We start from the raw sequence: 26,222 nt of genomic DNA on the forward strand, positions 1-26,222 counted from the left end.
TCACCCGCTGATCCGGTAGCCGGCGCCGATCACGGTCTCGATCAGCGGCGGGTCGCCGAGCTTGCGGCGCAGCGTGCCGACGGTGATCCGGACCGCGTTGGTGAACGGGTCCGCGTGCTCGTCCCACACCTTCTCCAGCAGCGTCTCCGCGCTGACCACGTCACCGCTGGCGGTCAGCAGCCGCTCCAGCACGCCGAACTCTTTGGGCGTCAGGCGCAGCAGCCGCCCGTCCCGCTCGGCGCTGCGCCGGGCCGGATCCAGGACGACGCCCGCGGCGCGCAGCACCGGCGGGCGGGCCGGTGCGCTGCGCCGTACCAGGGCGTGCACCCGGGCGACCAGCTCGGAGAACGCGAACGGCTTGCCCAGGTAGTCGTCCGCGCCCAGCATCAGCCCGCCGACCCGGTCCTCCACCGCGTCGGAGGCGGTCAGCATCAGCACCCGCGACTCGCCCCGCTGGACGAGCCGGCGGCACACCGCGTCGCCGTGCACGACGGGCAGGTCCCGGTCCAGGACCACCACCTCGTACGGGGTGATCTCGCACTTGTCCAGCGCGCTCTGGCCGTCCAGGGCGACGTCGACGGTGAAGCCGTGCTTACGCAGCCCGGCCTGGATGTAGCCGACGAGGGGCCGCTCGTCCTCGACCAAGAGCACACGCATCCGGGCAGTATCGCAACACCCGCATATGGAACACATATGGTCCGCCGATCGGCGGCCGATAAGCGCCGGCCGGTAGATGTGATCACCCTCGAAGTCTCGAAGAGAGGATCACCGGAAATGAGCCGTGCACGAACGGTCGGCATGACCGCACTGGCATCCGCCATGCTGGCGTTGAGCGTCCAAGCACCCGCGACCGCCGACGGCAAGCTCACGCTGGGCGACGTCCAGCAGGCGATAGGGAACGTGGCGAAGACCGCCGGCGTGGTGGGCGTCATCGGCGAGGTGTACGTCGACGGCAAACGGGTGGCCCAGGGTACGGCGGGTTCGCGGCTGCTCAATGGCAAGGGCGGTCGCATCCCCCCGGGTTCCCGTTACCGCATCGCGTCCCAGACCAAGCTCATGGAGGCCACGGTCATCCTGCAGTTGGTCAGCGAAGGCAAGCTCAAGCTGGACGACAAGCTCAGCGACGTCCTGCCCGAGATGGCCGAACGCGACTATGTGGATCGGGCCAGTGAGATCACTGTGCAGCAGCTGATCCGCCACACCTCGGGCATTCCCGACTTCATGGAGAGCGGGAAGTTCGACGTCTTCGACTTCACCACCTCCTACAAGCTGATCGACCTGGTCAAGGCCGCACGGACCGTCCCCCGCAAGGGCGAGCCGGGACAGTACCTCTACTCCACCACCAACTACGTCCTCCTCGGCATGATGATCGAGAAGCTGACCGGCCACGACCGGGCGAGTGAGTTCAAGCGGCGCCTGTTCGCCCCGCTCGGCATGAGGCACACCTATCTGGCCACCAAGGTCTCCGACCAGATCAAGGGTCCGCACGGGCACGGCTACTACCCCGACGCCAAGGGCAGGCCACGTGACGTCGACCGGCTCAACGCCACCATCGGCGCCGAAGGCGCGATCTCCACCGCGCACGACGTCAGCGCCTACTACCGCGCGCTCAACCAGGGCAAGCTGCTGCCGGCGGAGCTGCAACGACAGATGCCACGGCCCTTCCCCGAACTGTGCGGTGGCACGGTCTCCGCGGCCTCGGGCGGCATGCCCGGAATCAGCTCCACCACCTTCTCCTCGACGGACGGCCGGATTCAGTTCGCGGTGGCCGTCACGCTGAAGATCGACAACGAGCGGGCCATGGCCGTCGGTGACGCCGTCACCCAGGCCGCGAAAGCCGTCCTCTGCCCCGGCCAATAGCCGAAGCCATCGAAAGAGAAGATCATGACAACGAGTATGGGTCTGGCCGGGCTGGCAGGGGCGGTGCTGGCGTTGATCCTGCCCGCGCCCGCGACGGCCGCCGTACAGGCGGGTGGGTTGTCCGTTCAGTGGAAATCCTGCCCGGACTACTCCGATGCGGTGATCCAGAGCCTGCGCGTGACGCAGGAGCAGATCCCGGCCTTCCGGACGCTGATGAAGCGTCTGGAGTGCGGGACGGTCAGTGTCCCGCTGAACCACCGCGACCCCGGCGGGCGGAAGATCGACATCGCGGTGACCCGGCTGGCCGCCACCGACAAGGCCCGCCGGCTCGGCGCCCTCGCCGTCCTGCCGGGAGGGCCGGGCCAAAGCGGCTATCTGGACCCGGTGCGGTCCACACTCAACAAGGAGGCGACAGCGCTCAACGCGCGATATGACATCATCGGCTTCGACCCGCGCGGGGTCGGATACAGCACCAAGGTCGCCTGCCCTCTCTCGCCAGGAGGCCCGCGGGAGCCGGGCGCGCTGACCAAGGAGACCGCCAGGAAGATCTACGACGGCCAGGTCGCGGCCAACCAGAAGTGCGGACGCTCCGACCCCGCCTTCCTCGGACAGCTCACCACCGACATCGCGGCCAAGGACCTGGATCTGGTGCGGGCCGCACTGGGTGAGCGTGAGCTCAACTTGCTCGGCCTGTCCTGGGGCAGCTCTTTGGGCATGGTGTACCGCAGCCTGTTCCCCAAGCACACTGGACGGGCCTTCCTGGACAGCGTGGCGCCGCCGTGGACCGACCTCATGAAGCACACCAAGGGCAGCGCGCAGGCGGCCGAGCGTAACTTCGGGCGCATGGCCATCTGGCTGAGCCGCCACGATGAGACCTATGGTCTCGGTGCCACCGCCCGGCAGGTGCGCGAGCGGGTGGCCAAGCTGGTCCGCGACTACGACAAGAGCCCCAAAACCTACACCGACCTGCCGCGGCCCATCGACGGCTCGGCCGTCGCCGACCTGGCCAAGCGCATCTCGTCCGAGTGGGTACGCGCGGGCAAGGCACTGGCCGAACTGCGGACGGCGACGGGCACCAGCGCCCCGCCCACCGTCAAGGAGATGCTCAGCGGCGGTCAGATGATGGGGACGCCCGTGCCCGGCGCGCCCGAAATGCTGAACATGACCATGAACTGGGCGGTCAAGTGCAACGAGGACAGCAGCCGGCCGGACTTCGGCACCGCCTGGCGTGCCTACCAGCAGCTCGTGAAGCACCATCCGGCGACCGGCCGGTCCGGGGGATTCGGGGGTGCCCTGTGCCAGGGGTGGCCGCTGCCCGTACAGCGGCCCACGTTGAAGCGGGGGAGCGGGTCACTGGTGCTGGCAGGGCACCTATATGAGTTCATGTCCGTCTATGGCTGGACGTTGCAGACGCGGCACGCCATCGGCGGCACCGTCTACACGGTCGCCGACGACGTGCACGTGTCGACCACCCGGGTGCCCGAATGCGCCGCCGACGTGGTGAAGTACTTCGAGACGGGCCGGATCGACACGGGTTGCAAGGGCAGCGGAACCCCGAACTGACCACCTGTGCGGGTCACGCCGACGGCGGGGCGAGTTTGGCGGCCACGGCGTCCAGGACCCACTCCAGGCCGGTCGCGAAGGACGTCTCGGCGTCCACCTCCGTGCCCTCGCGCACGGCCTTGGCCAGCGCCGGGAAGCGGCCCGTGGCCAGCATCCTGCGCACATGCGGGCCGGAGGCGCGCTGCCAGTCGCGCTTGGACAGGCCCGTGGCGCGTTCGGCCCGCACGTCCGCCATCTCGCGCCTGATCGCGCCGGTGAAGTAAGCGCTGACGGTCTCCACGGCACGCCGGACGGTGTCTACGTCGGCCAGGCCGTCGAGGGCGGCCAGCGTGGCCTCGGTCACGGCGAGGGCGTTCGGGCCCAGGGCCGGACGGCCGCCGAGCAGGTCGGCCAGCCATTCGTGACGACGGGTGGCCTGCCTGGTGCGGTGGGCGCGGACGCGCAGCGCCTCCCGCCAGTCAGCGGGCTGCTCCTCGGGGAGGATCTCGGCGTGGACCTCGTCCACCATGAGGTCGAACAGCTCCTCCTTGGTGGAGATGTATCCGTACAGCCGCATCGGGCCGGCGTCCAGCCGGGCGGCGACCTTGCGCAGCGACACCGCCTCCAGCCCGCCCTCGTCGGCCAGCGCGATGGCGGCGGCGACGATGCGCTCCCGGTCGAGGGGCGCGGGTCGGGTCGGCGGCTCCGGCCGGTCCCACACAGTCATGGGTACATCGTACTGTTGCGATACGCTGTAACTGTAAAATACAGTGTATCGACATGAGACATCGTATCGCCGTGATTGGGGGAGGCCCCGCCGGCCTTACCTTCGCCCGTGTCATGCACCGCCACGATCACCCCGTCACCGTCTTCGAACGCGATCCCGCCCCGGACGCCCGTCCCCCGGGCGGCACGCTGGACCTGCACGAAGGGCTGGGCCAGCGGGCGCTGGACAAGGCAGGGCTGCTGGGGGAGTTCCAGGCGCTGTCCCGTCCCGAGGGACAGGCCATGCGCATCCTGGACACGGACGGGACCGTCCTGCGCGATTGGCGACCCGGTCCGGATGAGCGGGCCAATCCCGAGATCGACCGCGGGCAACTCCGCGACCTGCTGATCGGCCCCCTGGACGTTCAGTGGGGGCGGGGCGTGACGGAGGTGGTGCCGGGGACGCCGGATGGCGTGCTGGTCCATTTCGCGGACGGGCGACAGGAGAGGTTCGACCTCGTGGTCGGCACGGACGGCGCCTGGTCCCGGGTCCGCCCGGCGCTCTCGCCGGTGACGCCGCACTACACCGGCGTCACCTCGGTCGAGACCTCCCTGGACGACGTCGACACCCGCCACCCCGGCCTCGCCCGGTTGATCGGCGACGGTTCGGTGGCCGTGTACGGCGTGAACCGCAGCCTTACCGCCCAGCGCAACAGCGGCGGCCACGTCAAGGTGTACACCAAGTTCCGCGCGCCGCTGGACTGGCAGGCGAGCCTGGACCAGGCCGACGCCGAGGCCGTGCGATCAAGCCTGCTGGCTCTGTTCGACGGCTGGACCGCTCCCGTCCTCGACCTCCTCCGCCATGGCACCGCCTTCGTCCACCGCCCCTTCTACGTCCTGCCCGTGTCCCACACCTGGGATCACGTCCCCGGGGTGACGCTGCTGGGCGACGCCGCCCACCTGATGCCCCCCTTGGGGGTGGGGGCGAACCTCGCGATGCTGGACGGCGCCGAACTCGCCGAGTCCATCGCCGCCGCCCCCGGCGATCTGGACGAGGTCGTCCGCGTCTTCGAGGAACAGATGTGGGCACGGGCCGGCAAGTGGGCGAAGATCACGACGGCCGGTCTGGAACGCCTCGTGAGCCCGGACCCCGCCGAAGCCCTCGCCCTGTTCGACCAAGTCCAGCCATCCTGACTGCCTGTCAGCCGGGGCGGCGGAGGGTACGCCGTACGGCCAGGCCGCCGAAGGCCACCGACGCCAGCGTCAGGATCGCCGCCTCGGTCCACTGGAAGCGCCAGAACCTGGACGACGGATGGTAGTAGACCGCGTACCGGTAACCCTTGCCGAACAGGCACGCCTGCCACGCCTCGGCGTTCTTGTTGCTCTGCCCCGCGTCCACCCGCCGCGGGCAGCCGCTGCCGGCCGGGTCGGCGACCTCTCTCCCGGACGGATCCACCCAGGCGGCGCTCACCAGCCGGGCGTCGGGATCGCCCAGCAGCACGGTGCCGGACAGCTCGGTACGCGCCGGCTCGGCGTAGAAGTCGCTCAGCTTGAACAGCGTGACCATCGTGACCACCACCACGGCCACGACCAGCGCCATCGCGGGCAGCGTACGCCGGAACAGGGTGCCGGCCGCGGTGCCCAGCGCGAACGCGTACAGCCACCACGCCGCCGGCTCCACGCCGACCATGTTGAACACACCGATGTTGCCGAACGTGGAGTCGACCCCCGTCCTGAACACCGGCCGCCACAGGCTGACCATGAGCGACAGCAGCAGCCCCCCGGCCACGACCGCCCCGCCCAGGATCGACAGCTTGACCGCCAGCCACCGCCACACGGGCACGGACTGGGTCCAGGCCAGGCGGTGGGTGCCGCGCTCGTACTCGCGGCCGAGCAGAGGCGCGCCCCAGAACGCCCCGATCAGCGCCGGCGCCACCAGCGGCATCCAGCCGAACACCGAGTAGGCCGCGTCGTAACGCTCCCCGAGGGCCACCGCGAGGTCTCCGCACTCCACGGCGGGCCCCGGGCAGCCGGGCGGGGCGTGCTCGGCCACGTACCGGCTCGCCTCCAGTGCCGAACCCAGCAGCAGCAGCCCCAGCAGCGCCAGGAAGCCCGCTGTCACGAGGAGTTGCGCCCGGTGCTGGCGCCACGTCACCCAGATCACGCGCCCACCCCCGTCAGGCCCGGCAGCGCCGCCGACTCGGGGCTGCGCAGGTAGCCCATGACGAGTTCTTCCAGTCCGGGGCGCCGCGCCTGCCAGCGCGGATCGTGCGGGGGCGCGCCCCTGATCAGCATGCTGACCTGCCTGCCGGTACGGCTCGCGCCCACCACCCGCGTCCCCGCCGCCGACGCGTCCTCCGGCCCGGTGAGCACGAGATGCCCGTCGAGCAGCTCCTCGATGTCACCGCTGACCTGCAGCCGGCCTCCGTTCAGCACGATCAGCCAGTCGCACGTCTCCTCCAGGTCGGAGACGACGTGCGAGGACAGCAGTACGGTCAGCTCCCGCTCGGCCACCTCCGCCATGATCGAGCGCATCACCTCGTGGCGGGCGAGGGGGTCGAGGTTGGCCAGCGGTTCGTCCAGCACGAGCAGGTCGGGCCGGCAGGCCAGCGCCAGCGTGACCGCCACCTGCGCCTGCTGCCCGCCCGACAGCCCGCTCACCTTCCGCTCCAGCGGGATGCCCAGCCCGGCGAGCCGGCCGGTCGCGGCCGCGTCGTCCCAGCTGGTGTTCATGCGGCGGCCGAAGGTGAGCATCTCGGCGACGGTGAAGCCGTCGTACAGCGGCTTGTCCTGCGCCACGAACGCCGCCTCGCCGGCCACGCGGACGCTTCCCCGCGCGGGTCGCAGCAGGCCGACGGCCGCGTGCATGAGCGTGGTCTTGCCCGCGCCGTTGGGCCCGACGAGCGCCGCCACACGTCCTGTGGGCACGGACAGCGAGCAGTCGCGCAACGCCCACGTACGGCGATAGCGGACTCCCAGCCCGGTGGCCTCCAGTCTGGGACTCATGCCACGCCCTCCTTCGCGACGTCGGCCAGGACCACGTTGAACAGCGCCCGAAGGTCCTCCTGGTCGAGCCCGGCCCCGCGGGCCTCGCGCGCCCACGCCTCCAGAGCGCGCCGCAGCCGCGTGTGCTCGGCGAGCGTCGCACCCGCGATGCCCTGCCGGACGAACGTCCCCATCCCCGGCCGCCCCTCGACCAGCCCTTCGCGTTCCAGCTCCCGGTACGCCTTGAGCACGGTGTTGGGGTTGATGGCCAAGGTCTCGACCACCTCGCGAGCGGTCGGCAACTGGTCGCCGGGCCGCAGCGTACCGAGCCGGAGGGCCTGTTTGACCTGGTGAACGAGCTGCAGGTACGTCGAAACCCCCGAGCCGCGGTCCAGGTTGAACTCGATCAACCGAAAGCACCCTTTCACTATTCGAATAGTGAAAGGGTGTTAGATCCGGTCGTCCGTTGTCAACCCGGGCTCGCCACGGAGAAATCTTGTGCACGCGAGGGCGCGAGAAGGGGATGGTGTCGGGTTATGCGGCGATGTGCTCCGGACGGACGCCCATGCCGATGAAACGACCCAGGAGGTGGCGCAGCGGTGGCAGCGTCCGGAACGCTGTGAAGATCGGCGGCACATGCTGGGTCGTGTCGTCGCCCAGGTCCTTGGGGTAGAGGTCGCGCAGGATGCCGAGTTGGAAGGCCTGGGTGATCCTCGCGGCGCGTTCTCTGCGGGACTGCACCCGGGCCAGATCGGCGTCTTGTGGTTCGCCGCCTCGGGCGAGAAGCGGGCCCAGCAGGTTGGCGGTGGCCACGGCGTCCTGCACGGCAAGGTTGATGCCCACGCCACCCGCGGGCGACATGGCGTGGGCGGCGTCGCCGATACACAACAGTCCCGGCCGGTGCCAGCGTGGCAGCCGGTCCACCCGGACGCTCAGATGGTGTATCGCCTCCCAGTCGTGGATCTGGTCCACGCGGTCGCGCAGGGCGGGGGCCAGCTGCGCCACCCGGCTCCGGAACGCCGGCAGCCCGGCGGTCTTGAGCTCGTCGAAGGCGGCCGCCGGGATCGCGTAGGCGATCTGCCAGTAGTCACCACGGTCGATGGAGATCAGTGCCCCCTTGCCTCCTTGGAAGAAGGGCACTTGGTCCTGTGGGCGGCGGGGCAGGTGGAACCACAGCACGTCCATGGGAGGCGAGGCGCTCACGGGGGCGAGGCCGGCGCGGGCCCGTACGGTGGAGTGGCGGCCGTCGGCGCCGATCACCAGGTCGGCCCGCACCTCGACGGGGCCGTGGGCAGTGTCGGCCAGGACGCCGGTCACCCGTCCCTGGTCGGTGAGCAGGTCCGTGGCCTGGGTGCGGCGCAGGAGGCGGAAAGACGGGTAGGCCGTGGCCTTGTCGGCCAGGAAGTCCAGCACATCCCACTGCGGCATGAACGCGATGTAGGGGCAGCGCACCTTCAGCCGGCTGAAGTCGGCGAAGGTGACGTCCCGGCCACCCATGTTGACCGCCACCTGCGGCATCTTGGTGTGCGGGAGGTCCAGGAACTCCTCGATCCAGCCCAGCTCGGCGATCAGTTCGAGGGTGGAGGGGTGGACGGTGTCGCCGCGGAAGTCGCGCAGGAAGTCCGCGTGTTTTTCCAGCACGGTCACCTCCACGCCCTGACGGGCCAGCAGCAGCCCGGCCATCATGCCCGCGGGGCCGCCCCCGACGACGCAGCACTGTGCGCGCATCTCATCCTTCTTCCGGAAACAGCAGCCCGACCAGGGCCGCGATGTCGATGGGGGTGCCCAGCCGCCGGTTGACCGCGACGGTGGCGAACAGGGTCCTGGCGGCCGTGACCGTGTCGTGTGGGCGCAGCTCGCCGGCATCGATGCGTTCGAGCAGGAAGTCGCCGATGAGCCGCTGGCCCTCGCTCACCAGCGCCGCCAGCGGCACGCGGGCCTGGGCGGTGCTGAAGAACACCGCCATCAGCTCGGCGTTGTCTGCCAGCAGCCGGTCGAACGCCTCCAGCAACTCGGCCAGCACCACGACAGCCGGCCGGGTGTCGCGGTCCTGTGTCCGCAGCTCCCGCAGGCGGGGCAGGAAGCCCCGCTCCGACAGGAGCGTCTCCACCATCGCCTCCTTGCTGTCGAAGTAGCGATACAGCAGGCCGGGCGTCACCTCGGCGGCCTGAGCCACATCCTTGACCGTGGCCCCGTCCACGCCCTTGTCGGCGAACACGCGCAAGGCCGCGTCCAGCAGTTGCTCCCGGCGCCATACTGCCTGCTCACTACGCGTCCTGGACATTACCTACCCATCATTGAGTAAACGTTTATTCAACGTACCATGCAGGCGATCCTGGCGCACGGCGCTGGGCGCTCGCGTGGTCACCATCTCGGGTGCGGCCTCGAGGGCCTGCCAGCGCTCGCTGATCTCGACCCACAGCCACAGGTCATCAGCCTGATCCCCGAACACCTGCCGCTGCGCGCGGGGTCTCGATGGGGCTCCGTTCGATCGCTTTGGGTTGGCGGTGGTGGTCAGGAGCCCGTGACGAACCAACCCATGCTCATCTGTCCCTCCGTTCTGGGATGTGTTACCGGGTGATGGGGCCGAGGCGATCGATGAAGATCCCGGTCGGCCCGTCAGAGGCGAGCGTCGCGAGCTCGATGATCGGATCACTGCCCTCGGTGACCGTGAGCTCGCCCGTGTGGATGTTCATGTTGGTGGCCTCGCCGAGGGTCACGGCGTTGAACTTGATGTCCTGGACCCGCGGGCGCAGGGCGGCCACCCGCCTCACGGTGAATTCGCCGATCACCGAACGGCGGGCCGCGGCGTGTTCCGCGCCATCCATGCCGAGCATCAACGGCTGCTGGTTGAGGACGAACCGGCTGTCGGCGACCCGGGCGTCGAGCGCCTTCTTTAATTCGGGTTCTTCACCCTCGGACACCGCGAGTTCGAGCCGCCCGTCAGGAAACTCGACCGCCGCGCTCTCGTAGGTGTGCGAGAGCGAGACGACCACGTAGCCGCGGCTGGCCAGGTCGTCGACGATCGCCGTGTAGGTCTCCCGTGGGAAGCCGAAGCCAGGGGAGAAGAGCGCGACCGGCTTGGGCGCGCCGTGCGCCACGGGGACGCCGGTTTTGGCCCTTCGCTTCGCCGATGCCCAGTCGATGGAGCCGGCCGGGAGTTCGAGGTAGTCCTCGCCCGCCAGCGCCTGGTCGATGACGGTGCTCATGCCGGGCGTGAGCCACGGTGCCCGCGGGCCCTCGGCGAATCGGTCCGCCGGGTAGGTGAGGGTGACCATGAGTTCCCGGCGCCGTTCTGGTTTCCACGGATCGGCGCGGGAGGGGTCGATGAGGTGGAGGTCGGTGGTGCCGACGTCGTACCGGCCGGTGAGGGTCGGCGCGGTGAGCTTGGCCTGGTCGGCCGCCACGGCGGGAGCGGTCGCGGTGAGCACGCCCGCGAGCGCGAGGCCCGCGACCAGCGCCGAACCCCAGGCCACCCCGGTGTGTCTCGATGACACTGCTGGAGTCCTTCCGGGTCGGGGCGGTCCAGCGACCGCCTGCTTCCGACCCTGGCAGCGCCCGGCACTACGCACCTCCTCCCTTCGGATGGAACCGTGCTCATCCGTGAGGGGACGGTGGGATGACGCCGCCTCGGGTGCGGCGCCACCTTGCCAGTGCCGATCAGTGTTCGGACGTCAAGGAACTTCTTGACCTTACGGAGGTTTCGCGGCTCCTCCGCAGGGCTGAGCTTCGTCAGCTTGATCGCGCCGGACTTGCGTTCGGAGATCGCCAACGGGGCCGGCTTGGGCAGCGCGGTGTTGAGCGCTTCCGGCTTCCTGGTCGGCCAAGGTCAGTGGAGTTGGCGGAAGAAGCCGCGGATGTCATCGACCAGCAGGTCGGGGGCGTCGTGCGCGGCGAAGTGGCTGCCCGTGTCGTACACGTTCCAGGACACGATGTTCTTGTGGTCGCGTTCGGCGAACGGGCGGATCGACTGGAAGTCCCAGGCGAAGTTCGCCAGCCCGAGCGGCACGGTCGTGGGTTCGGCCGGCTTGTCCTCCGCGTGGAAGTCCTCGTAGTAGAGGCGCGCTGATGACGCGGCGGTGTTGGTGAGCCAGTAGATCATCGTGTTGGTCAGCACGTAGTCCGGGTCGAGGTTCGGGCCGAGCAGCTGCGCGTTCCAGCCCAGCTGTCCCACCGGCGAGTCGGCCAGCGCGTGTGCCAGGGTCTGCGGCGCGGTGGACTGCAGCTTGTCGTAGGCGCCGCCGTTCTCCAGCCACCACCCCAGGAACTGGACCTTCTTCTGGTCCTCCTCGGACAGACCGGCCAGCTCGGCCGGGTCGCCGGAGGGGAAGGAGAAGACCTGGGTGACGTGCACGCCGATGACGTGCTCGGGATCGTGGCGGCCCACTTCGGGGGAGATGAGCGAGCCGCCGTCGTTGCCGTGCGCGCCATAGCGCTCGTAGCCGAGGCGGCGCATCAGCTCGGCCCACGCCTTCGCGATCCGGTACCGGTTCCAGCCCCGCTCGGTGGTGGGGCCTGAGAAGCCGAAACCGGGCACCGAGGGGATCACGAGGTGGAAGGCGTCGGCCGGGTCGCCGCCGTGGGCGCGCGGATCGCTCAGCGGGCCGAGCACATCCAGGTACTCCACGATGGTGGTCGGCCAGCCGTGCGTGAGCAGCAGCGGCGTGGCGTCCGGCTCGGGGGAGCGGACGTGCAGGAAGTGCACGTTCTGCCCGTCGATGGTGGTGGTGAACTGCGGGTACGCGTTGAGCTTCGCCTCCCACGCGCGCCAGTCGTACCCGTCGCGCCAGCGCTGGACAAGGCCCCGCAGGTACTGCAGCGAGACGCCGTAGTCGCTGCCGGCGTCGGGCAGCTCATCGGCCCAGCGGACCCGGGCCAGGCGCTCGGTCAGATCGTCCAGGTCGGCCTGCGGGATATCGATGCGGAAATCGCGAATCTCGGTCATGTCGTCGACTCTGCCGGACCATTAGGAAGACTCCACTCCTAATTATCGGGGATCCTTGAGGAATGTTGGAAACCTCCGCCCGCCTCCTGCGGCTGCTCTCCCTCCTGCAAACCCCACGCGACTGGACCGGAACCGAACTCGCCGAGCGCCTCGGGGTGAGCGGGCGGACCGTACGGACCGACGTGGAGCGCCTGCGCGGCCTCGGCTATCCGGTGCTGGCCACGCGCGGCGCCACCGGCGGCTACCGTCTCGGTGCTGGCGCCGCGCTACCGCCGTTGCTGCTCGACGACGAGGAAGCGGTCGCCGTCACGGTCGGCCTGCGGACCGCCACCAGTGGCGCCATCGCGGGGATCGAGGAGGCGTCCTTGCGGGCGCTGGGCAAGCTGGAGCAGGTGCTGCCGTCACGGCTGCGGCGCCGGGTCAACACCCTGCAGACCTACACGGTGCCGGTGCCCCGGGACGACCCCGGTCCCAGCATCGACCCGTCGATCCTGACCACCCTGAGCGCGGTCTGCCGCGACCGGGAACGGCTCCGGTTCGACTACCACGACCATGCCGGTGCGGCCACCGTGCGCACCGTCGAGCCGTACCGGCTGGTCAACTGGGGCCGCCGCTGGTACCTGCTGGCCTGGGACGTCGAACGGGGCGACTGGCGTACCTTCCGCGTCGACCGGATACGACCTCGCACCCCGGCCGGCCCCCGCTTCACCCCGCGCGACCTGCCCGACGACGACGTCGCCGCGTACGTGTCACGCCGGGTATCCGCCGCCGCCTGGCGTTATCGGGCGCGGGTCACCGTGCACGCGCCGGCCGAGGTCGTCGCCGATCGGATCAGCCCGGCGGTGGGAACAGTGGAACGCCTCGACGAACGCACGTGCGTCCTGCACACCGGCGCGGACACGGTCGAGACCCTCGGCGTCTACCTGGGCCTGATCGACGCCGACTTCGACGTCACCGGGCCGCCGGAGCTCCGCACGCACCTGCGCCGTCTCGCCGACCGATACGCACGAGCGACTGGCTGACGGCTTTTGTCGTGTCCTGTCGCTCAGGTGAAGCTCAAGCCCTATTCACGCCTTTGCCGCTCCAGCTCGCTGAGAAGTGTCAGGGCCTGCTCGGCGAACCCGGCGTGACCGGAATCGGCCGCGCGTCGAAGCGCGGTGGGGTCGCCTCGCATCTCACCCACCCGTAAGGCGGCCTCGCCCACCAGCTCAGGGTCGTCCGTCCCGCTCAAGGTGCGGTCGTACCAGCGAAGAGACTCCTCTTTGTCTCCGAGCCAATAATGGAGCTCGCCCAGATGCGCCGCCGCCAGCGCGGCGCTCTCGTCATCGGATTCGACGACTGGGCCGTACCATCGCCGCGCCTCGGGGGCATCGCGGGCGATTTTGGCCAGATAACCCAGCTCCATCGCCGCTGAACGGACCATTGCCGGTTGGTCGCTCGCCGCCGCGCACAGCCACCATTGCCGCGCCATTTCCCGGTCGCCGACGCTCTCCGCATGATGTCCGAGGAGCATCATGGCCTCGGCCGCACCCCTGTCACCCTCTCCCGCGATCGTGAGAAGCAGGTGCCATGCCCTGTGTTCGTGTCCTGCTCGGAGGAGGAGGCGCGCGTAGGAGAAGACCGCGTACGAGGCCCCGGCGGCGAGCTCCGGGCCGGCCGTCTCGGTCGCCGCCGCCCGTGCCGCCGCCGCGGCCACCGGATAGCCGGTCGCGTCCAGGCTCCGGGCCAGGGTGATGAGCGCCCTCGCGGCCGGTTCGGTCCCGCCGAGCTCGGCGACGCTCGTCCAGTAGGCCGCCCGGACCCAGGCATCGGCCTCGTCCTCGGGTTCGCCGAAGGTGGTGTAGTGATCACCGATCGCGGCGTAGGCGGCTGCCGCCAGGCCCGGGAAGCGGGCGCCGGCCGTTTCTGCGATGTCTCGCACCTCCTCGGGCAGGTGCATGGCCACCGCCGTCCACATCAGGCGCTCACCGATGGCGGCGGTGACCTCCTCCGGATAGGCGTTGCCGCTTGCCAGCGCGTACCGCCACATCGTCGACCCGAGCTCGGCCGTCACACGCAGTTCCAGCAGGGCGGCCACTACGTCGTCGCCGCCCTCGCGGGCATGGACGAACACCAGATCGGTGGCGATCAGCGCCATCCGTGTGCGGTCGAGGTCGCCGCCGGGCAACGTCGCGTCGGCGGTCTCGAAGTCGCCGTCGAGAAGGGCCACGGCGAAGTCGATCACCTCGTCTCCGCCGTCGTACGCCCGCCTCAACTCCTTCAGCGCCCCGGCGCGGTCACCCTCGCTCATGAGCCGATGCGCGCGCTCGGCGGGGGACTCCATACCCGCGCGCTCTCGGGCCTCGCCCATGAACTCCGGCCTTCCGAACGAGTGCACGAGCAGGAACGCGGCCCGCGCCTCCGCGTCCCGGCCCTCCTCGGAGAGCCGGACGCAGAGCTCCAAGGCGGCCCTCGCCTCGTGGGCGATCTGGGCGTCGAAGCGCAGGGCGTCGAGGTAAGTGTCGAGATCGTCAAGGGCCAGCAGCGCCCGCACCGTGGCCTCGGGGTCGTCGACAGCGGTCGCGCGCCGGAACGCGTGAGCCGCCCCTTCTCTGTCGCCCTGGTCCTTGAGGATCAGGCCGCGACGCACCAACTGACCGCCCGCCACCGTCCGGCCCCATGACGCGAAGCCGGTGCCCATTCCCTGCCCCTCGCGAAGCGGCTCCAGCCAGCGCGCGTCGGTGACGACGACGTCGTAGTCAGCCTGGATGAGCAGGTTCTCATGTTCCCATCGTTCGTGCCACCGATGGAGGCGCCGATCGAGTTCCGTGTAGTGGGTTTCGTAGAAGCCCGCGAGCTCATCGCCAGGAGGGAGGTTCCGGGCACTGACCCTCTCCACGCTCTCGATGAAGCGGCTGGCGTTCGCTTCGACCCAGTCCGGGTCGAGGGTGTCTTCAAGCGCGACGCGGACATTGAGCGGGCCGCGCCGCCGTCCCGCCTCCCCGTCGGCGGCCTGCCACAACACGCAGAAGAAGAAGCTCCGCCCGTGAGGAAGAAGATCGCTGTGAGGCTGGGACGGATCGTAGTCGGCCAGGAACACGCGCAGGCGCACGCGGCGCTCCTCCAACTCCAGCACACGGACGCCGTGAGTGTAGATGATCATTCGGCCCTCAATCGTCGATCATGAACTATAGGGCGGACAGGGACCATTCCCACCACGCGGCCGGTGGATCAGCGTCGGGCCCCTAGGGTGCGGTGCGGTAGAACTCGGCCGCGGTGACGGTGGCGGGGATGCCGAGTTCGGCGGCGACCGCGGTGATCGCGGTGGCGCCGACGCCGAGGTCGGCTTGGCCGTCGGTGCGGAAATACGGCGCGATGAACGTCTCGTAGTGGGCCCGGACTTCGGCCGCGGTGTGCCGGCCGAGGAACGTCTGCATGTGCCGCAGCGTGATGTCGGGTTCGTTGCGGATCGTCTCCAGGGCGCGCCGGTGGGCTCGTACGACCGCCTGGACCGCGGGGTCGTCCGGCTGGATGTAGGTGGGGTCGACGGCCACGCCCACGGTGGGGATCTGGAAGTGGTCGCCGATCCAGGCCAGCACCTGCCAGCCGTTCTCGGCGGCCACCCCCTCCGGCGCCATGGTGCTGCCGACCAAGGCGGCGTCGATCTCTCCGTCGTGCAGCCGGCGCAGGTCCATGCCGTAGTCGCCGGGCGGGCGGACGATGGCCTGGATGTCGCGGTCCGGGTCGAGGCCGGCCTGGCGCAGGACGATCCGGGCGAAGCAGCCGGGTGCGGTGTGGGGGGCGTGGATCGCCAGCCGCCGACCGGCCAGGTCGGCCAGGGAGGTCAGACCGGAGCGGGCGAGGAACCAGAACAGCGGGCGGTGGGTGTTGACATTGAGTGCGACCCAGGGAATGCCATCGGCCAGCCGGGTCAGCAGTGCCCGGCCGAGCCCGATGGTGGCGCCGTGGCGCACCCGCTCGTTGTCCCATGCGCAGCCGTCGCGCAGCGCGACGTGGACGCCCTCGTCGGCATAGTAGTCCTGCTGGTCGGCGATGTAGGCGGCCAGCTCCTCGTGCAGGCCCCGCCCGACGAAGGTGAGATCGATCGTGTCCATGGACGTCTTTCCTTGATCGTGTCACCGCGCGCGTCGTGGGCGACGTTGTGCGCGGGGGAGGGGCCGTCACTACATGGACATCCCGCCGTCGACCGCGGCCGTCGTGCCGGTCATGAAGCCGTTGTCCTCGCTGGCATAGAAGGCGACCACTTGGGCGACGTCGCCCGTCTGTGCCAGGCGGCCCAGGGGAGTGGCGGCCACCTGCTGCTTCTTCTGCTCCTCGTCGAGCGCCTTCGCCGCGATGCGGGTGTCCTCCACCGGGCCGGGCTCGACGACGTTGACCGTGATGCCCCGCGGGCCCAGCTCCTGGGCGAGGTACCGGGAGAACTGCACCAGTGCGGCCTTGGCCGTGCCCAGTGCGATCATGTTCTTCCGGGGCCGGTGGCTGAGGCCGGTGCCGATGTAGACGATGCGTCCCCAGCCCTGTTCGGTCATGGAAGGCAGGACGGCTTTGGTGATCACGTACGCCGCGCGCATCTCGTCGTCGAGCTTGCCGCCCAGTTCTTCCCAGGTCATCTCCTGGAACGGCTTGATCGCGTACGGGGTGAGCGCGTTGTGCACGAGCACGTCGATGCCGCCCCATGCCGCCCTGACCCGCTCGGTCAGGCTCTGGACCGCCGCCACCTCGCGTACGTCGGCCTGCACGGCCATGGCCTGGCCGCCCGCGGCCTCGATGCCGGACACGACCTCCTCGGCCGCCGCGCCGCTGCGGAGGTAGTTGACCACCACGCGCATCCCGCGCGCGGCCAGAAGGCGCGCGGAGGCCGCGCCGATTCCGCTGCTGGATCCGGTCACCAATGCCACCCTGCTGGTCACCCCAGTCACGGGCCCACCTCGACTTCGCTGTGCTCCCCCATGAGCTCCGCATACCCGGTCACATGGGGTTCTACCGCCTGGGTCGGTTGCCGGTTATGGCGTCATCCGACCCGCTGCAGGGCGCGCTCGCGGCGCGCCGTCATGGTTGAGCCGGACTCGCCGCGCGCCATCCGGCGCAGCACCACCGGCGCCAGGAGCAGGCCGAGCACCGCCCAGGCGCCGAGTACGCCGACGGTCTCCAGGTGCCGCCAGGATTGCCCGATCTCGATGGCCGCCGCCGAGTCCGGCAGCAGGGCTGACCGCATGCCCAGGCCCATCCAGTAGATGGGGAAGGTCTGGGCGATCCATTGCAGCCATTCGGGCAGCGCGGTGATCGGGTAGAAGATGCCGGAGATGCCGATCACGGCCAGGAACGGCAGCTGGATGAGCCCTTGGGCGCGTGCGCTGGTGAACACCGAGCCCAGGACCGCGCCGAGCGGCAGGGTCGCGACCAGGCCGAGCGCCAGCGTCCAGGCCAGGGTGGGCCAGGAGCCGGGGCCGATCCGCAGGCCCTCGACGAGGAGCATGGCGGGCACCAGGAAGATGACCAGATCGGCTAAGAGACTGCCGGAGACCGAGATCACCTTGCCGATGAGATAGGCGGGCATCCCGTGCGGGGTCGCCTTGGCGCGCAGCAGGGTGCCGTCCTCGCGGTCGGCGGTGAGTTGCTGGCTCATGCTGATCATGCCGGTCGCGGCGTTCATGCCCAGGATGCTCGGCAGCGCCAGCATGCCCAGCAGGAGGCCGCTGGATCCGAAGGGCAGGTCCCGGATGAAGAACATCGTGGCGACCATCAGTCCGGGCCAGAGGAAGTGGGAGAACAGGTCGGCGCCGTTGGTGAACGACTGCCGCAGCTCGATGCGGCCGCGGGTCCAGCCGGTGCGCAGTACGGTCGTGGCCGGGTTCATCGAGTGGCCTCCTGGGGAGATTCGGCCTGGCGGACCAGGGAGAGGTAGGTCTGCTCCAGCGAGGCACGGTGGACTTCGAGCTCGTGGATGTCGTCGCCGTATCGGGCGAACAGCTCGCGGGCGAGCTTGGTCGAGTCGGTGGTCCGCTCCGTGAAGCGCTGCCCGCCGCGCAGCCAGCGCACCTCGTCCTCGCCGGTGATCCGCTGCGCGAGTTCGCCGGCCGTGCCGTCGGCGATGATCCGCCCGCCGTTGAGTACGAGGATGCGGTCGGCCAGCTTCTCGGCCTCGTCCAGATCGTGGGTGGTGAGCAGGACGGTGGTCTCGCCGGTCCCCACGACGCGTCGTACCAGATCGTGGAACTCGTGTCTGGCCTGCGGGTCGAACGAGGCGGTGGGCTCGTCGAGGAACAGCAGCTCGGGACGGCCCACCAGGCCGATCGCCACGTCCAGCCTGCGCCGCTGTCCGCCGGACAGCGTCCTGAGCTTCTTGCCGGCGTGCTCGGTCAGACCGACCGCCTCGATCAGCTCGTCGGGGTGCCAGGGCCGCTTTATCCGCGGGGTGGTGTACTGGGCGTAGTAGGTGCCGAGGTGGGTCAGGAACTCGCGTACGCGCCATTTGCCGTGATCGCGCCAGGACTGCAGCACGACCCCGAGCCGGGCCCGCCACCGCTCGTCGCCGTGCGCGGGGTCGGTGCCGAGCACCTTGACCTGGCCCTGTGAGCGAGTGCGGAAGCCCTCCAGGATCTCGATCGTGGTGGTCTTGCCGGCGCCGTTCGGGCCCAGCAGGGCCAGCACCTCGCCGTGGCGGGCGTGGAAGGTGACGTCGTGCAGGACGTCGACCGAGCCGTAGCGCATGCGCAGCCCGCCGACGTCGAGCACGACCTTGTCGCTCGTCGTCATGAGATGACCCTTCTTCGTGGATTGAGCGCCCTGACCTGCCGCACATGCCGGTGTGGGGCGTTACGAGGGCATGCCAGATCAGCCTGAGCCGAGAGAGCCGCGTCGCCGCGCGGGCGGTCGCGGCCCAGGCCGGGCCATAGGGAAAGGAATGGGGATCAGGCGGCGTCGAGTAACGCCTGGCCAGGACCGTTCAGACCCGGGGACGGTTTCAGACCGAGGACGGTTCAGGCGGGTGGGCGAAGCGGCAGGCCGAGCCCGGCCTACCAGCTGTTTCCGGCAAGCGCCTCCCGAGCGCGGGCGATCAGATCCACCCGGTCCAGGCCGGCCAGGGCGAGCGCGCGGGGGACGGTGCCGATCTCGGTGTCCAGGATGCCGAGCAGCATATGCGCCGGACGCAGGTCCTTCTTGCCAGTGGCGGCGGTGAACCCACGTTCGATCGCGAGCCGCGCCGAAGCGCCGAGCTTCGGAGGCTCGGGGGCGGCGGCGGGTTTGGGGAGGTCGAAGGAGGCGACGCTCACGCCGACCGCGCTCAGGCTGTGCTCGAACTCCCTGTCGAGCGCGTCCCGGATCGCCTGCCGCCCGAGCCCGGCAGCGGCCAGGACGCGATGGGCGGCGGTGCCTTCGCCGGCCGCGATCGCCAGCAGAAGATGGTGGGCCTCGATCGCCGAGGACCCATCCTCTTGCGCCTCCGCCGCCCCCTGCTCGATGATCGCGTTGATGTAGTGATCGATCGCACTCACTGTCGTCTCCTCAGCGCGACTCCGGCGGCGATGAGCCGCTTGACGTGCTTCTTGTGAACCGCCTGGCGGGTGACACCGAGAGCCTCGGCGACATCCGGCCAGCTCCAGCCCGCGCGCATGGCCTGCTCCACGGCGGCGTCCTCCAGCCGATCGGCCAAGAGTCGCAGCGCCACGACGGCCGCCAGCGAGTCGGCGGGATCCTTGGGAACGGGTACGTCTTCGACCGGCATATAAGCAACCGTAGTTGACTAACCGTCGATAGTCAACGTCGGTTGCTTGGAATCTCGGGCCCGTGCCCGGCCAACGTATCGCGCCGACCCCAGACCCCCGACAATCTCTGGTTGACCTGGGGTCTGCCCGCCGAAGAATTCCCTTCGCGGTCGTGGGCACTGTCACGGGGCCGGGGCGGCGGTCGCCGTACTCGTCCAGGTCGCCTTCATGAGCTGAGGACGGTCCGGGCTCTCGGCTCGGCGGTTGTCACCGGGCTTTTCCAGAAGTGCGCGCACTATGCCGGGATGAGGCCGAGTTGCCGCAGCTGTGAGTAGAGGTCGACGACTCCCCAGATGTCGATGATCTGGCCGTCGGCGAAGCGGATGATGAAGATCTCGTGGTAGGTGACCGATTTGCCGGTCGGGGGCATGCCCCGGTATTCACCGGAGTTGGTCCCGGTGACCGTCTGCCGAGCGACGATCTTGTCTTCCTCGGCGATCAGGTCCTCGAGCGCTATGCGGATGTCGGGATACGCGCGCAGGAGGACCTCCCATATGCGCCTTTGCACCTGCACCGCGTTCACGGCGGTCCCCTCCGCCGTGTGGAACCGCCCGTCCGGGTGAATGAGCTCGTCGATCGCCTTTGAGATCACCTCCAGATCGCCGCTGTTGATGGCCTCATGGAAGCGGTGGTACGTCTCCTTGTTGCGTGCTTCCTGGGCTGTTGACATGTCGCCTTCTCCTTGGATCGAGATGCTGCGGTCATGGACGCCTGGCGATGAAACCGGCGCCTCAGTAGCTACCGACGAGATAGCTCCTCGGATTGTGATGCCAACGCCAGTCGGGGCGCCTGCCGGCCGGGCTGGTCGCGACACAGCAGAACTCTCGTGATATTAATAAACCGGCAGCCGGTTTGCTAATAGGTGGATGGGAGGATGCGATGGCCCGGACAGTTGATCAGGCCGCGCACGCCGGACGGCGAGCGCAGTTCCTGGACGCGGCGGAACTGTTGCTGCACACCAAGGGCTACGAGCGGATGAGCGTGCAGGACGTCTGGTCCCAGGTGGGCGCCTCCAAGGGCGCCTTCTACCACTACTTCGACTCCAAACAGGCGCTCGTCGAAGCGGTGATGGAACGCATGGCCGATCAGATCGCCGCCGCTGTGGCTCCACTGGCCGCCGATCCGGACGCGCCCGCGTTGGAGAAGCTGCAGAGCTTCTTCACCGGGCTGGGCCGCTGGAAGGCCCAGCGGCGCGACCTGCTCGTCGCGCTGCTACGCGTCTGGCAGTCCGACGACAACGCCGTCGTCCGGCAGAAGCTGCGCCCGGGCATCGCCGACCGCATCGCTCCGCTGCTGGCCGGCATCCTTGAGCAAGGCGCACGCGAGACCACCCTGGCCGTCACGCACCCCGACGCGACCGGCCGCGTTCTCGTCGCACTGGTGCAGGACCTCAACGACCGGCTGGCCGAGATGATCGTGTCCTTCGACGCGACCGGCGGACCGGACCTGTCCGCCGCTCAGGAGACGGTCGCCGCCCACACCCAGGCCCTGGAACGGATCCTCGGCCTTGCCGAGCACTGCCTCGTGCTGGTCGAACCCACCGTGCTGCGCCCCTGGTTCACCGCCGTTGACGCCGCAACCGAAGACGCCTCATGAAAGGACGCCGGCCATGACGATCGCACTGGGCATCTTGATCGCCCTGTTCTACCTGCAGGCACTGGCCAAGTTCGGCCTGTGGCTGTTCGCCCCCTACCACGTCCGGATCAAGCGCATCGCCGCCTACTACGAGCGCGGGCAACGCCTCATCGGCATCTACGACACCCTCACGCTTCTGTGCGTGGTGGCCATCATCGCCCTGCAGTTCGCCGTCGGTACGAGCGCGCTGAGCTTCGCGGCGGGGCTGGTCGCCGGCATGAACCTCATCCAGATCTTCATCCACCGCTTCAACCAGCCACTGGCCGAGAACCGGCGACCGCCCGCGCCGGCGGCACCCAACATCACCATGTCGTACGCCATCCAGGCCAGGCCCGCCCTCGGCTGGCGCGAGATCATCATCATGGCCGGGCTGTCGGTCTGGGCGCTCTACGTCATCGTCACCGAGATGCTGACCGGGTAAGGCGCCAGGTACAGCGAGAGCGCTAGACGGTCGGCCGGATGTTCTGGTTGAGGTGGAAGAGGTTGGCCGGGTCGTAGCTGTTCTTCAGCGCGGTCAGCCGGGCCAGCTTGGCCGGCGGGAAGGCGCGGCTGAGGCTCTCGCCGTTGAGGGTGTTGACGTAGGCGCCGCCGGCGTACGGGTCGAGGGTGGCGGCGTACGCGCGGATCGTGGCGATCCGTTCGGCGTCGTCGGCGAGGTCCTCCCAGCGGGTGGCGGTGACGAACTCGAACTGTGTGTCGCGGTGGCTGAAGGCGGCGTCGTCGTCCGCGACCTCGGCGATCGCGCCGCCGTACGCCTGCAGGCTGGCGCCGATGCCGGGGTTGCGGAGCAGGGCGCGGATCGCCTCGTCGGGCAGAGACTTGAAGTAGTGGCCTTTCCAGTAGCGGCGGAACCGATGTCCTTGCACGCTGTCCTCGCGGCTCTGCAGAGTCAGGTAGGACATCTCCTCGATGCTCTCGGCGACTATCGTGCCGAGCTCGTGGAAGGCCGCGATCAGCTCGGCGCCCTCGTCCGGGTCGCCGACCCAGACGAAGCCGATGGTCAGTTCCTGGCCGCGGATGCTTGCGGTGAAGGTGGCCTGGCGGGGCGCGGTGGCGTTCAGGTCGCGCCAACCTCGCAGTACGGCGAAGGCCTCTTCCCAGGCGTAGCTGAACTCGGCGACGAGGGTGCGGGTGCCGACCTGGTGCAAGCGGAACTCGAACGAGGTGACGATGCCGAAGTTGCCGCCGCCACCGCGTAGTCCCCAGAACAGCTCGGGGTTCTCGGTCGCACTCGCCGTCACGATGTCGCCGGCGGCGGTCACGAGTTCGTACGAGGCCACGTTGTCGCAGGCGAGCCCGAACTGCCGGGCGAGCCAGCCCATCCCGCCGCCGAGAGTGAGGCCGCCGACGCCGGTGTGCGACACGTTGCCGGCCGTGGTGGCCAGGCCGTACTCCTGCGCGGCGCGATCCAGTTCGCCGAGCAGGGCGCCGCCCTGGATCCAGGCGAGCCGCCGCTCGGGGTCGACGCGGACCTTGTTCATCGGCGTCAGGTCGATCATCAGCCCGCCCTCGGGTACGGCGAGTCCGGCGATGTTGTGGCCGCCGCAGCGGACCGCGATCTCCAGGTCCCTGGCCTGGGCGAAGCGGACCGCCGCCGCGACGTCCGCGGTGCTGTGGCAGCGGGCGATCACGGCCGGGTGCCGGTCGATCATCGCATTCCAGACCGTTCGCGCCTCGTCGTACCCGGCCTCTCCCGGGTGCAGCAGTTCAAGGGTGAGAGCGGTGGTGGTCATCGTCGTACTCCTGTCGCAAGTGGTGGTGTTCACCACCCTGACAGCGAAGCGGTACTTCGATAAGGTCCAGTTCTATGAGCCGATCCAGGACCAATTTGGCCACCGGTGAGCTGCTCGTCGAGCTCCGGCGCGACTCGTCCGTGCCGCTGCACCAGCAGTTGGAAAGCGGCATCCGGGACCGGATCCGGCAGGGGCTGCTCCGGGCCGGCGCGGTGATGCCGGCGACGCGCGCCCTCGCGACTGATCTCGGACTGTCCAGGGGAGTGGTCGTCGAGGCCTATCAGCAGTTGGTGGCCGAGGGATATCTGGTCAGCCGGGCCGGCGGTTACACGCAGGTGGCGCCGGCGGCGGCCGCGATCCAGATGGAGCAGAAGAGCGCCGCGACAACCGATGAGCAGCCCCGGATCGATTTCAAGTACAGCAAGCCGGACGTCTCCCAGTTCCCTCGCGCTGCTTGGTTGCGGTCGATCCGCAAGGTGCTCAACGAGACGCCGAACAGGCGCCTGGCCTACCTCGACGGGCGCGGCACCGCCGAACTCCGTGAGGCCCTCGCCGACTACCTGAACCGGGTCCGCGGCACATCGGCGCGGCCGGAGAACATGCTGGTCTGCAACGGCTTCGCCCAAGGTTCGCGGCTGCTCCTGCAGGTACTGGCGGCTGCCGGGTATCGCCGGCTGGCGGTCGAGGACCCGTCCGACAATGAGCTTCGCGATGTCGCGACGAAGACAGGGCTGGAGACGGTCGGCGTACCGGTGCTGGAGACCGGGCTGGATGTGGAGGCGCTCGAGCGGTCGGGAGCCGACATCGTCGTGGTGACCGCGGCCCACCAGTTCCCGACCGGTGCGGTGGCTTCGGCGCGGACGCGGGCCGGGTTGGTCGCGTGGGCCACGAAGCACGATGTCCTGGTCATCGAGGACGACTACGACGCGGAGTACCGATACGACCGCGAGCCGATCGGCGCCATCCAGGGTCTGGCGCCGGAGTCCGTGGTCTACGCCGGTACGGCGAGCAAGACGCTGGCGCCCGGGCTCCGGCTCGGCTGGCTGATCCTGCCGAGCCGTCTGGTCGAGCCGATGTCGACGGCCAAGGTGATCGACGATCGCGGCTCGCCGGTGTTCGACCAGCTGACCTTCGCCGACTTCGTCGCGCGAGGTGAGTTCGATCGGCACCTGCGCCGGATGCGGCCGCGGTACCGGCGGTTGCGGGACACGCTCGTCGGCCGGCTGGCCGAGCAGGTGCCGGACCTCGTGCCGATCGGAGTCTCCGCCGGCCTTCATGTGATGACGTGGCTGCCGCCCGATCTCACCGAGGCCGCTGTGACGAACGCGGCGCTGGAACGCGGTCTCGGGGTCTATGGCCTGGCGCCCTACTGGGTGGAGAAGGCGGGACCGGAAGGTCTGGTCTTCGGGTACGGCAGCCTGACCGAACCGGCCGTCGTCGACGGCATCGACCTGCTCGCCGATGCCATCGGCTCCCTCCGCCGTCAGTAGCCGACTACGCGAAATCGGTTGACGTGGTCAGGTGAGCCCACGCGGCGGCGTTGGCGACACGGCATCGGCGCCGAGATCCGCGCCGCCCGCCGTGGGCGTAACTGTAGGCGTAACTGTGACGAAACCATGACACGGCGCGAACGAGGCGGGGACGCGGCCAGCCGACAGTGGACGGGGATTGACCGGCGGGCAAGTCACGGAGCGTAAGGAGAAGACGTGGCTGATGACGGGAAATGGGACCGGCGTTCACTGTTTCGGGGCGCCGCCGTACTGGCCGGTGCCGCCGCGGCCACGCCGCTGCTGGGCAAGGCGGCCACGGCGTCAGCCGGCAGCGGTGACGCCGACGCGGTGTTCAGGGCTGGGAAATTCGAGCAGGCCGCCCGGGCGTACGAGGAGATCCTGAAGACAGACCCCGAGAACCTGCGCGCCGCTCGCCAGCGCGGCTATGTCGGGCTGCTGTCCAACCGGTTCCCCGACGCCGAGAAATACCTCAACATGGCCCTCAACCTGGCGCCCGACGACAAGGAGACCAACGAGCTTCTGGGCGACTGCTACATCCGGCAGGACAAACTCGCCCTTTCCGCACCACGCTGGCAAGCGGCCGGCGAGGAAGCCTACGCCAAATGGTTCGCGGCGGTCAGCGGTGAGCCGTATCAGATCCACGGCGACATCGCGCGTGTGCGGATCGAGCAGATGGACCCGATTCCGCTGGTAAAGGCCTCGGTCAACGGCGGGCCGCCGAAGAGCTTCGTGTTCTACACCGGCGCCCCGAATCTGAGCATGCGCGCGTCGGTGGCCAAGGAGGCCGGGCTGAGCCCTGTCGCCAGCCAGAAGACCGAATTCGAGGGCACCTCCATCTGGGCGCACTACGGGATACTGGACTCCTTCAAGCTGGGCGACATCGAACTGCGCAACGTCCCCGTGGGCTGGTCGGAGACGGAGTCGGGCGCAGATGTCGACACCGACAGCGACGGCCTGATCGGCACGTGGGTCTTCTACCACCTGCTGACCACCTTCGACTACGCGGGCCGATCGCTGATCCTGCGCCGCCCGACCCCCGAGGCGACCAGGAAGGCGCGTGCCGCCGCCGAACGAGCGGGCGCCAAGCCCTTGCCGCTGTGGCTGGCCCGTGACCATGGGGTCCTCAGCCTGGGCAGCCTCGCCGGCGTCACCGACTCCGGCCCGCGGGTGATGGGCGTGACCATCGGCGGAACCGGCGAGATCGCCGCGGGCATGCCCGGGGAAACGGCCAAACGGTTGCGGATCCGTACCGACTACGACCGCCCGGTCGAGACGTTCGCCCACAGCCACCCCGCCGTGGCCTACCCCTGCTACCCGAAGGAGATCCGCCTCGGCGACGCCGTCGCCAAGGATGCCTACTGCTACATGAACCCCAAAATGCCGGTGAACGTGCCCTGGCCCTTCGGGTCGGGGATCGACAGTACGGGCCACTTCCCCCACTGCTTCTTCAAGCCTTTCAACGTCACCCTCGACTTCGCCGACATGAGCCTCTACATCGCCCGCGGCAAGGCCGCCTGATCACCGCGACCTCACGGGCGTC

The 26,222-nt window shown here is 69.5% G+C and carries 26 protein-coding genes; 8 read left to right on the plus strand and 18 right to left on the minus strand.

The features are described from left to right. On the minus strand, positions 1–657 hold the full coding sequence (locus ACQP2T_RS31010; protein ID WP_433519589.1) for a response regulator transcription factor: 657 nt from the start codon (positions 655–657) through the stop codon (positions 1–3). A 117-nt stretch (positions 658–774) separates the two neighbouring features. Here ACQP2T_RS31010 and ACQP2T_RS31015 point away from each other — a divergent pair, with 117 nt between their 5' ends. Both ACQP2T_RS31015 and ACQP2T_RS31020 read left to right on the plus strand, forming a co-directional pair. Continuing rightward, the gene (locus ACQP2T_RS31015) at positions 775–1,860 is read left to right on the plus strand and encodes a serine hydrolase domain-containing protein (RefSeq protein ID WP_433519590.1); all 1,086 of its coding nucleotides are present in this window, start codon (positions 775–777) and stop codon (positions 1,858–1,860) included. Between the two features lie 24 nt (positions 1,861–1,884). Beyond that, positions 1,885–3,423, plus strand: coding sequence for an alpha/beta fold hydrolase (locus tag ACQP2T_RS31020; RefSeq protein WP_433519591.1), 1,539 nt, complete (start codon positions 1,885–1,887; stop codon positions 3,421–3,423). Between the two features lie 13 nt (positions 3,424–3,436). Here ACQP2T_RS31020 and ACQP2T_RS31025 read toward each other — a convergent pair whose 3' ends face one another. Next, entirely contained in the window at positions 3,437–4,129 is a 693-nt protein-coding gene (locus tag ACQP2T_RS31025) for a TetR/AcrR family transcriptional regulator (RefSeq protein ID WP_433519592.1), read from the minus strand. 53 nt (positions 4,130–4,182) lie between these two features. Here ACQP2T_RS31025 and ACQP2T_RS31030 point away from each other — a divergent pair, with 53 nt between their 5' ends. Beyond that, positions 4,183–5,301 carry an FAD-dependent oxidoreductase gene (locus ACQP2T_RS31030; RefSeq protein WP_433519593.1) on the plus strand — a complete coding sequence of 373 codons (1,119 nt, stop codon included), beginning with the start codon at positions 4,183–4,185 and terminating at the stop codon, positions 5,299–5,301. A gap of 7 nt (positions 5,302–5,308) precedes the next feature. Here the strand turns inward: ACQP2T_RS31030 and ACQP2T_RS31035 are convergent, their stop codons facing one another. From ACQP2T_RS31035 to ACQP2T_RS31065, 7 genes are all read right to left on the minus strand, one after another. Continuing rightward, positions 5,309–6,271, minus strand: a complete 963-nt coding sequence (locus tag ACQP2T_RS31035) for a hypothetical protein (protein ID WP_433519594.1) — start codon at positions 6,269–6,271, stop codon at positions 5,309–5,311. Further along, positions 6,268–7,113: an ABC transporter ATP-binding protein gene (locus tag ACQP2T_RS31040; RefSeq protein ID WP_433519595.1), complete on the minus strand. Its 846-nt coding sequence runs from the start codon at positions 7,111–7,113 to the stop codon at positions 6,268–6,270. The genes ACQP2T_RS31035 and ACQP2T_RS31040 overlap by 4 nt, the downstream gene beginning before the upstream one ends. Next, positions 7,110–7,502, minus strand: a complete 393-nt coding sequence (locus ACQP2T_RS31045; protein ID WP_433519596.1) for a GntR family transcriptional regulator — start codon at positions 7,500–7,502, stop codon at positions 7,110–7,112. The genes ACQP2T_RS31040 and ACQP2T_RS31045 overlap by 4 nt, the downstream gene beginning before the upstream one ends. A 124-nt stretch (positions 7,503–7,626) precedes the next feature. Next, positions 7,627–8,820, minus strand: a complete 1,194-nt coding sequence (locus ACQP2T_RS31050) for an FAD-dependent oxidoreductase (RefSeq protein ID WP_433519597.1) — start codon at positions 8,818–8,820, stop codon at positions 7,627–7,629. A gap of 1 nt (position 8,821) precedes the next feature. Further along, a complete protein-coding gene (locus ACQP2T_RS31055) occupies positions 8,822–9,376 on the minus strand; it encodes a TetR/AcrR family transcriptional regulator (RefSeq protein WP_433519598.1) in 555 nt (184 codons plus the stop codon). Positions 9,377–9,662: 286 nt separating this feature from the next. Further along, positions 9,663–10,589 (minus strand): hypothetical protein, encoded by a 927-nt coding sequence (locus ACQP2T_RS31060; RefSeq protein WP_433519599.1) that lies wholly within the window; start codon positions 10,587–10,589, stop codon positions 9,663–9,665. Between the two features lie 332 nt (positions 10,590–10,921). Further along, entirely contained in the window at positions 10,922–12,037 is a 1,116-nt protein-coding gene (locus ACQP2T_RS31065) for an epoxide hydrolase family protein (protein WP_433519600.1), read from the minus strand. A gap of 62 nt (positions 12,038–12,099) precedes the next feature. Between ACQP2T_RS31065 and ACQP2T_RS31070 the strand changes: the two genes are divergently transcribed. Next, a complete protein-coding gene (locus tag ACQP2T_RS31070; RefSeq protein WP_433519601.1) occupies positions 12,100–13,059 on the plus strand; it encodes a helix-turn-helix transcriptional regulator in 960 nt (319 codons plus the stop codon). Positions 13,060–13,100: 41 nt separating this feature from the next. Here ACQP2T_RS31070 and ACQP2T_RS31075 read toward each other — a convergent pair whose 3' ends face one another. The 8 genes from ACQP2T_RS31075 to ACQP2T_RS31110 form a co-directional block, all read right to left on the minus strand. After that, entirely contained in the window at positions 13,101–15,179 is a 2,079-nt protein-coding gene (locus ACQP2T_RS31075; protein ID WP_433519602.1) for a hypothetical protein, read from the minus strand. A gap of 82 nt (positions 15,180–15,261) precedes the next feature. Then, a complete protein-coding gene (locus ACQP2T_RS31080; protein WP_433519603.1) occupies positions 15,262–16,131 on the minus strand; it encodes an ABC transporter substrate-binding protein in 870 nt (289 codons plus the stop codon). Between the two features lie 69 nt (positions 16,132–16,200). Then, positions 16,201–16,956 (minus strand): SDR family NAD(P)-dependent oxidoreductase, encoded by a 756-nt coding sequence (locus tag ACQP2T_RS31085; protein ID WP_433519604.1) that lies wholly within the window; start codon positions 16,954–16,956, stop codon positions 16,201–16,203. A 92-nt stretch (positions 16,957–17,048) separates the two neighbouring features. Then, positions 17,049–17,894, minus strand: coding sequence for an ABC transporter permease (locus ACQP2T_RS31090; protein ID WP_433519605.1), 846 nt, complete (start codon positions 17,892–17,894; stop codon positions 17,049–17,051). Then, on the minus strand, positions 17,891–18,793 hold the full coding sequence (locus tag ACQP2T_RS31095) for an ABC transporter ATP-binding protein (RefSeq protein WP_433519606.1): 903 nt from the start codon (positions 18,791–18,793) through the stop codon (positions 17,891–17,893). Before ACQP2T_RS31095 ends, ACQP2T_RS31090 begins: the two co-directional genes overlap by 4 nt. A 260-nt stretch (positions 18,794–19,053) precedes the next feature. Further along, positions 19,054–19,533 carry a Clp protease N-terminal domain-containing protein gene (locus ACQP2T_RS31100; protein WP_433519607.1) on the minus strand — a complete coding sequence of 160 codons (480 nt, stop codon included), beginning with the start codon at positions 19,531–19,533 and terminating at the stop codon, positions 19,054–19,056. After that, a complete protein-coding gene (locus tag ACQP2T_RS31105) occupies positions 19,530–19,763 on the minus strand; it encodes a winged helix-turn-helix domain-containing protein (protein WP_357955340.1) in 234 nt (77 codons plus the stop codon). Before ACQP2T_RS31105 ends, ACQP2T_RS31100 begins: the two co-directional genes overlap by 4 nt. Positions 19,764–20,038: 275 nt before the next feature. After that, a complete protein-coding gene (locus ACQP2T_RS31110; protein ID WP_433519608.1) occupies positions 20,039–20,473 on the minus strand; it encodes an ester cyclase in 435 nt (144 codons plus the stop codon). A gap of 209 nt (positions 20,474–20,682) precedes the next feature. On the opposite strand from ACQP2T_RS31110, the gene ACQP2T_RS31115 reads away from it, so the two are divergent. Beyond that, positions 20,683–21,399: a TetR/AcrR family transcriptional regulator gene (locus ACQP2T_RS31115; RefSeq protein ID WP_433519609.1), complete on the plus strand. Its 717-nt coding sequence runs from the start codon at positions 20,683–20,685 to the stop codon at positions 21,397–21,399. Positions 21,400–21,412: 13 nt separating this feature from the next. Beyond that, entirely contained in the window at positions 21,413–21,859 is a 447-nt protein-coding gene (locus ACQP2T_RS31120; protein WP_433519610.1) for a hypothetical protein, read from the plus strand. Between the two features lie 22 nt (positions 21,860–21,881). Here the strand turns inward: ACQP2T_RS31120 and ACQP2T_RS31125 are convergent, their stop codons facing one another. Beyond that, on the minus strand, positions 21,882–23,171 hold the full coding sequence (locus ACQP2T_RS31125) for an FAD-binding oxidoreductase (RefSeq protein WP_433519611.1): 1,290 nt from the start codon (positions 23,169–23,171) through the stop codon (positions 21,882–21,884). Between the two features lie 74 nt (positions 23,172–23,245). Here ACQP2T_RS31125 and ACQP2T_RS31130 point away from each other — a divergent pair, with 74 nt between their 5' ends. Together ACQP2T_RS31130 and ACQP2T_RS31135 are read left to right on the plus strand one after the other, a co-directional pair. Continuing rightward, the gene (locus ACQP2T_RS31130; protein ID WP_433519612.1) at positions 23,246–24,661 is read left to right on the plus strand and encodes a PLP-dependent aminotransferase family protein; all 1,416 of its coding nucleotides are present in this window, start codon (positions 23,246–23,248) and stop codon (positions 24,659–24,661) included. A gap of 216 nt (positions 24,662–24,877) precedes the next feature. Next, a complete protein-coding gene (locus ACQP2T_RS31135; protein ID WP_433519613.1) occupies positions 24,878–26,200 on the plus strand; it encodes an aspartyl protease family protein in 1,323 nt (440 codons plus the stop codon). The last annotated feature ends 22 nt before the right edge of the window (positions 26,201–26,222 follow it).

Origin of the sequence: Nonomuraea sp. CA-143628 (assembly GCF_050942315.1) — a bacterium.
GTDB lineage: Bacteria > Actinomycetota > Actinomycetes > Streptosporangiales > Streptosporangiaceae > Nonomuraea.

Bases quoted from the DNA above. Each gene is read 5' to 3' on its own strand.
- ACQP2T_RS31115 (WP_433519609.1), top strand. From the start codon at position 20,683: ATGGCCCGGACAGTTGATCAGGCCGCGCACGCCGGACGGCGAGCGCAG.
- ACQP2T_RS31105 (WP_357955340.1), bottom strand. From the start codon at position 19,763: ATGCCGGTCGAAGACGTACCCGTTCCCAAGGATCCCGCCGACTCGCTG.
- ACQP2T_RS31080 (WP_433519603.1), bottom strand. From the start codon at position 16,131: ATGGACACGATCGATCTCACCTTCGTCGGGCGGGGCCTGCACGAGGAG.
- ACQP2T_RS31030 (WP_433519593.1), top strand. From the start codon at position 4,183: ATGAGACATCGTATCGCCGTGATTGGGGGAGGCCCCGCCGGCCTTACC.
- ACQP2T_RS31075 (WP_433519602.1), bottom strand. From the start codon at position 15,179: ATGATCATCTACACTCACGGCGTCCGTGTGCTGGAGTTGGAGGAGCGC.
- ACQP2T_RS31015 (WP_433519590.1), top strand. From the start codon at position 775: ATGAGCCGTGCACGAACGGTCGGCATGACCGCACTGGCATCCGCCATG.
- ACQP2T_RS31065 (WP_433519600.1), bottom strand. From the start codon at position 12,037: ATGACCGAGATTCGCGATTTCCGCATCGATATCCCGCAGGCCGACCTG.
- ACQP2T_RS31020 (WP_433519591.1), top strand. From the start codon at position 1,885: ATGACAACGAGTATGGGTCTGGCCGGGCTGGCAGGGGCGGTGCTGGCG.
- ACQP2T_RS31025 (WP_433519592.1), bottom strand. From the start codon at position 4,129: ATGACTGTGTGGGACCGGCCGGAGCCGCCGACCCGACCCGCGCCCCTC.
- ACQP2T_RS31130 (WP_433519612.1), top strand. From the start codon at position 23,246: ATGAGCCGATCCAGGACCAATTTGGCCACCGGTGAGCTGCTCGTCGAG.
- ACQP2T_RS31120 (WP_433519610.1), top strand. From the start codon at position 21,413: ATGACGATCGCACTGGGCATCTTGATCGCCCTGTTCTACCTGCAGGCA.
- ACQP2T_RS31090 (WP_433519605.1), bottom strand. From the start codon at position 17,894: ATGAACCCGGCCACGACCGTACTGCGCACCGGCTGGACCCGCGGCCGC.
- ACQP2T_RS31095 (WP_433519606.1), bottom strand. From the start codon at position 18,793: ATGACGACGAGCGACAAGGTCGTGCTCGACGTCGGCGGGCTGCGCATG.
- ACQP2T_RS31010 (WP_433519589.1), bottom strand. From the start codon at position 657: ATGCGTGTGCTCTTGGTCGAGGACGAGCGGCCCCTCGTCGGCTACATC.
- ACQP2T_RS31125 (WP_433519611.1), bottom strand. From the start codon at position 23,171: ATGACCACCACCGCTCTCACCCTTGAACTGCTGCACCCGGGAGAGGCC.
- ACQP2T_RS31050 (WP_433519597.1), bottom strand. From the start codon at position 8,820: ATGCGCGCACAGTGCTGCGTCGTCGGGGGCGGCCCCGCGGGCATGATG.
- ACQP2T_RS31110 (WP_433519608.1), bottom strand. From the start codon at position 20,473: ATGTCAACAGCCCAGGAAGCACGCAACAAGGAGACGTACCACCGCTTC.
- ACQP2T_RS31055 (WP_433519598.1), bottom strand. From the start codon at position 9,376: ATGTCCAGGACGCGTAGTGAGCAGGCAGTATGGCGCCGGGAGCAACTG.
- ACQP2T_RS31040 (WP_433519595.1), bottom strand. From the start codon at position 7,113: ATGAGTCCCAGACTGGAGGCCACCGGGCTGGGAGTCCGCTATCGCCGT.
- ACQP2T_RS31070 (WP_433519601.1), top strand. From the start codon at position 12,100: ATGTTGGAAACCTCCGCCCGCCTCCTGCGGCTGCTCTCCCTCCTGCAA.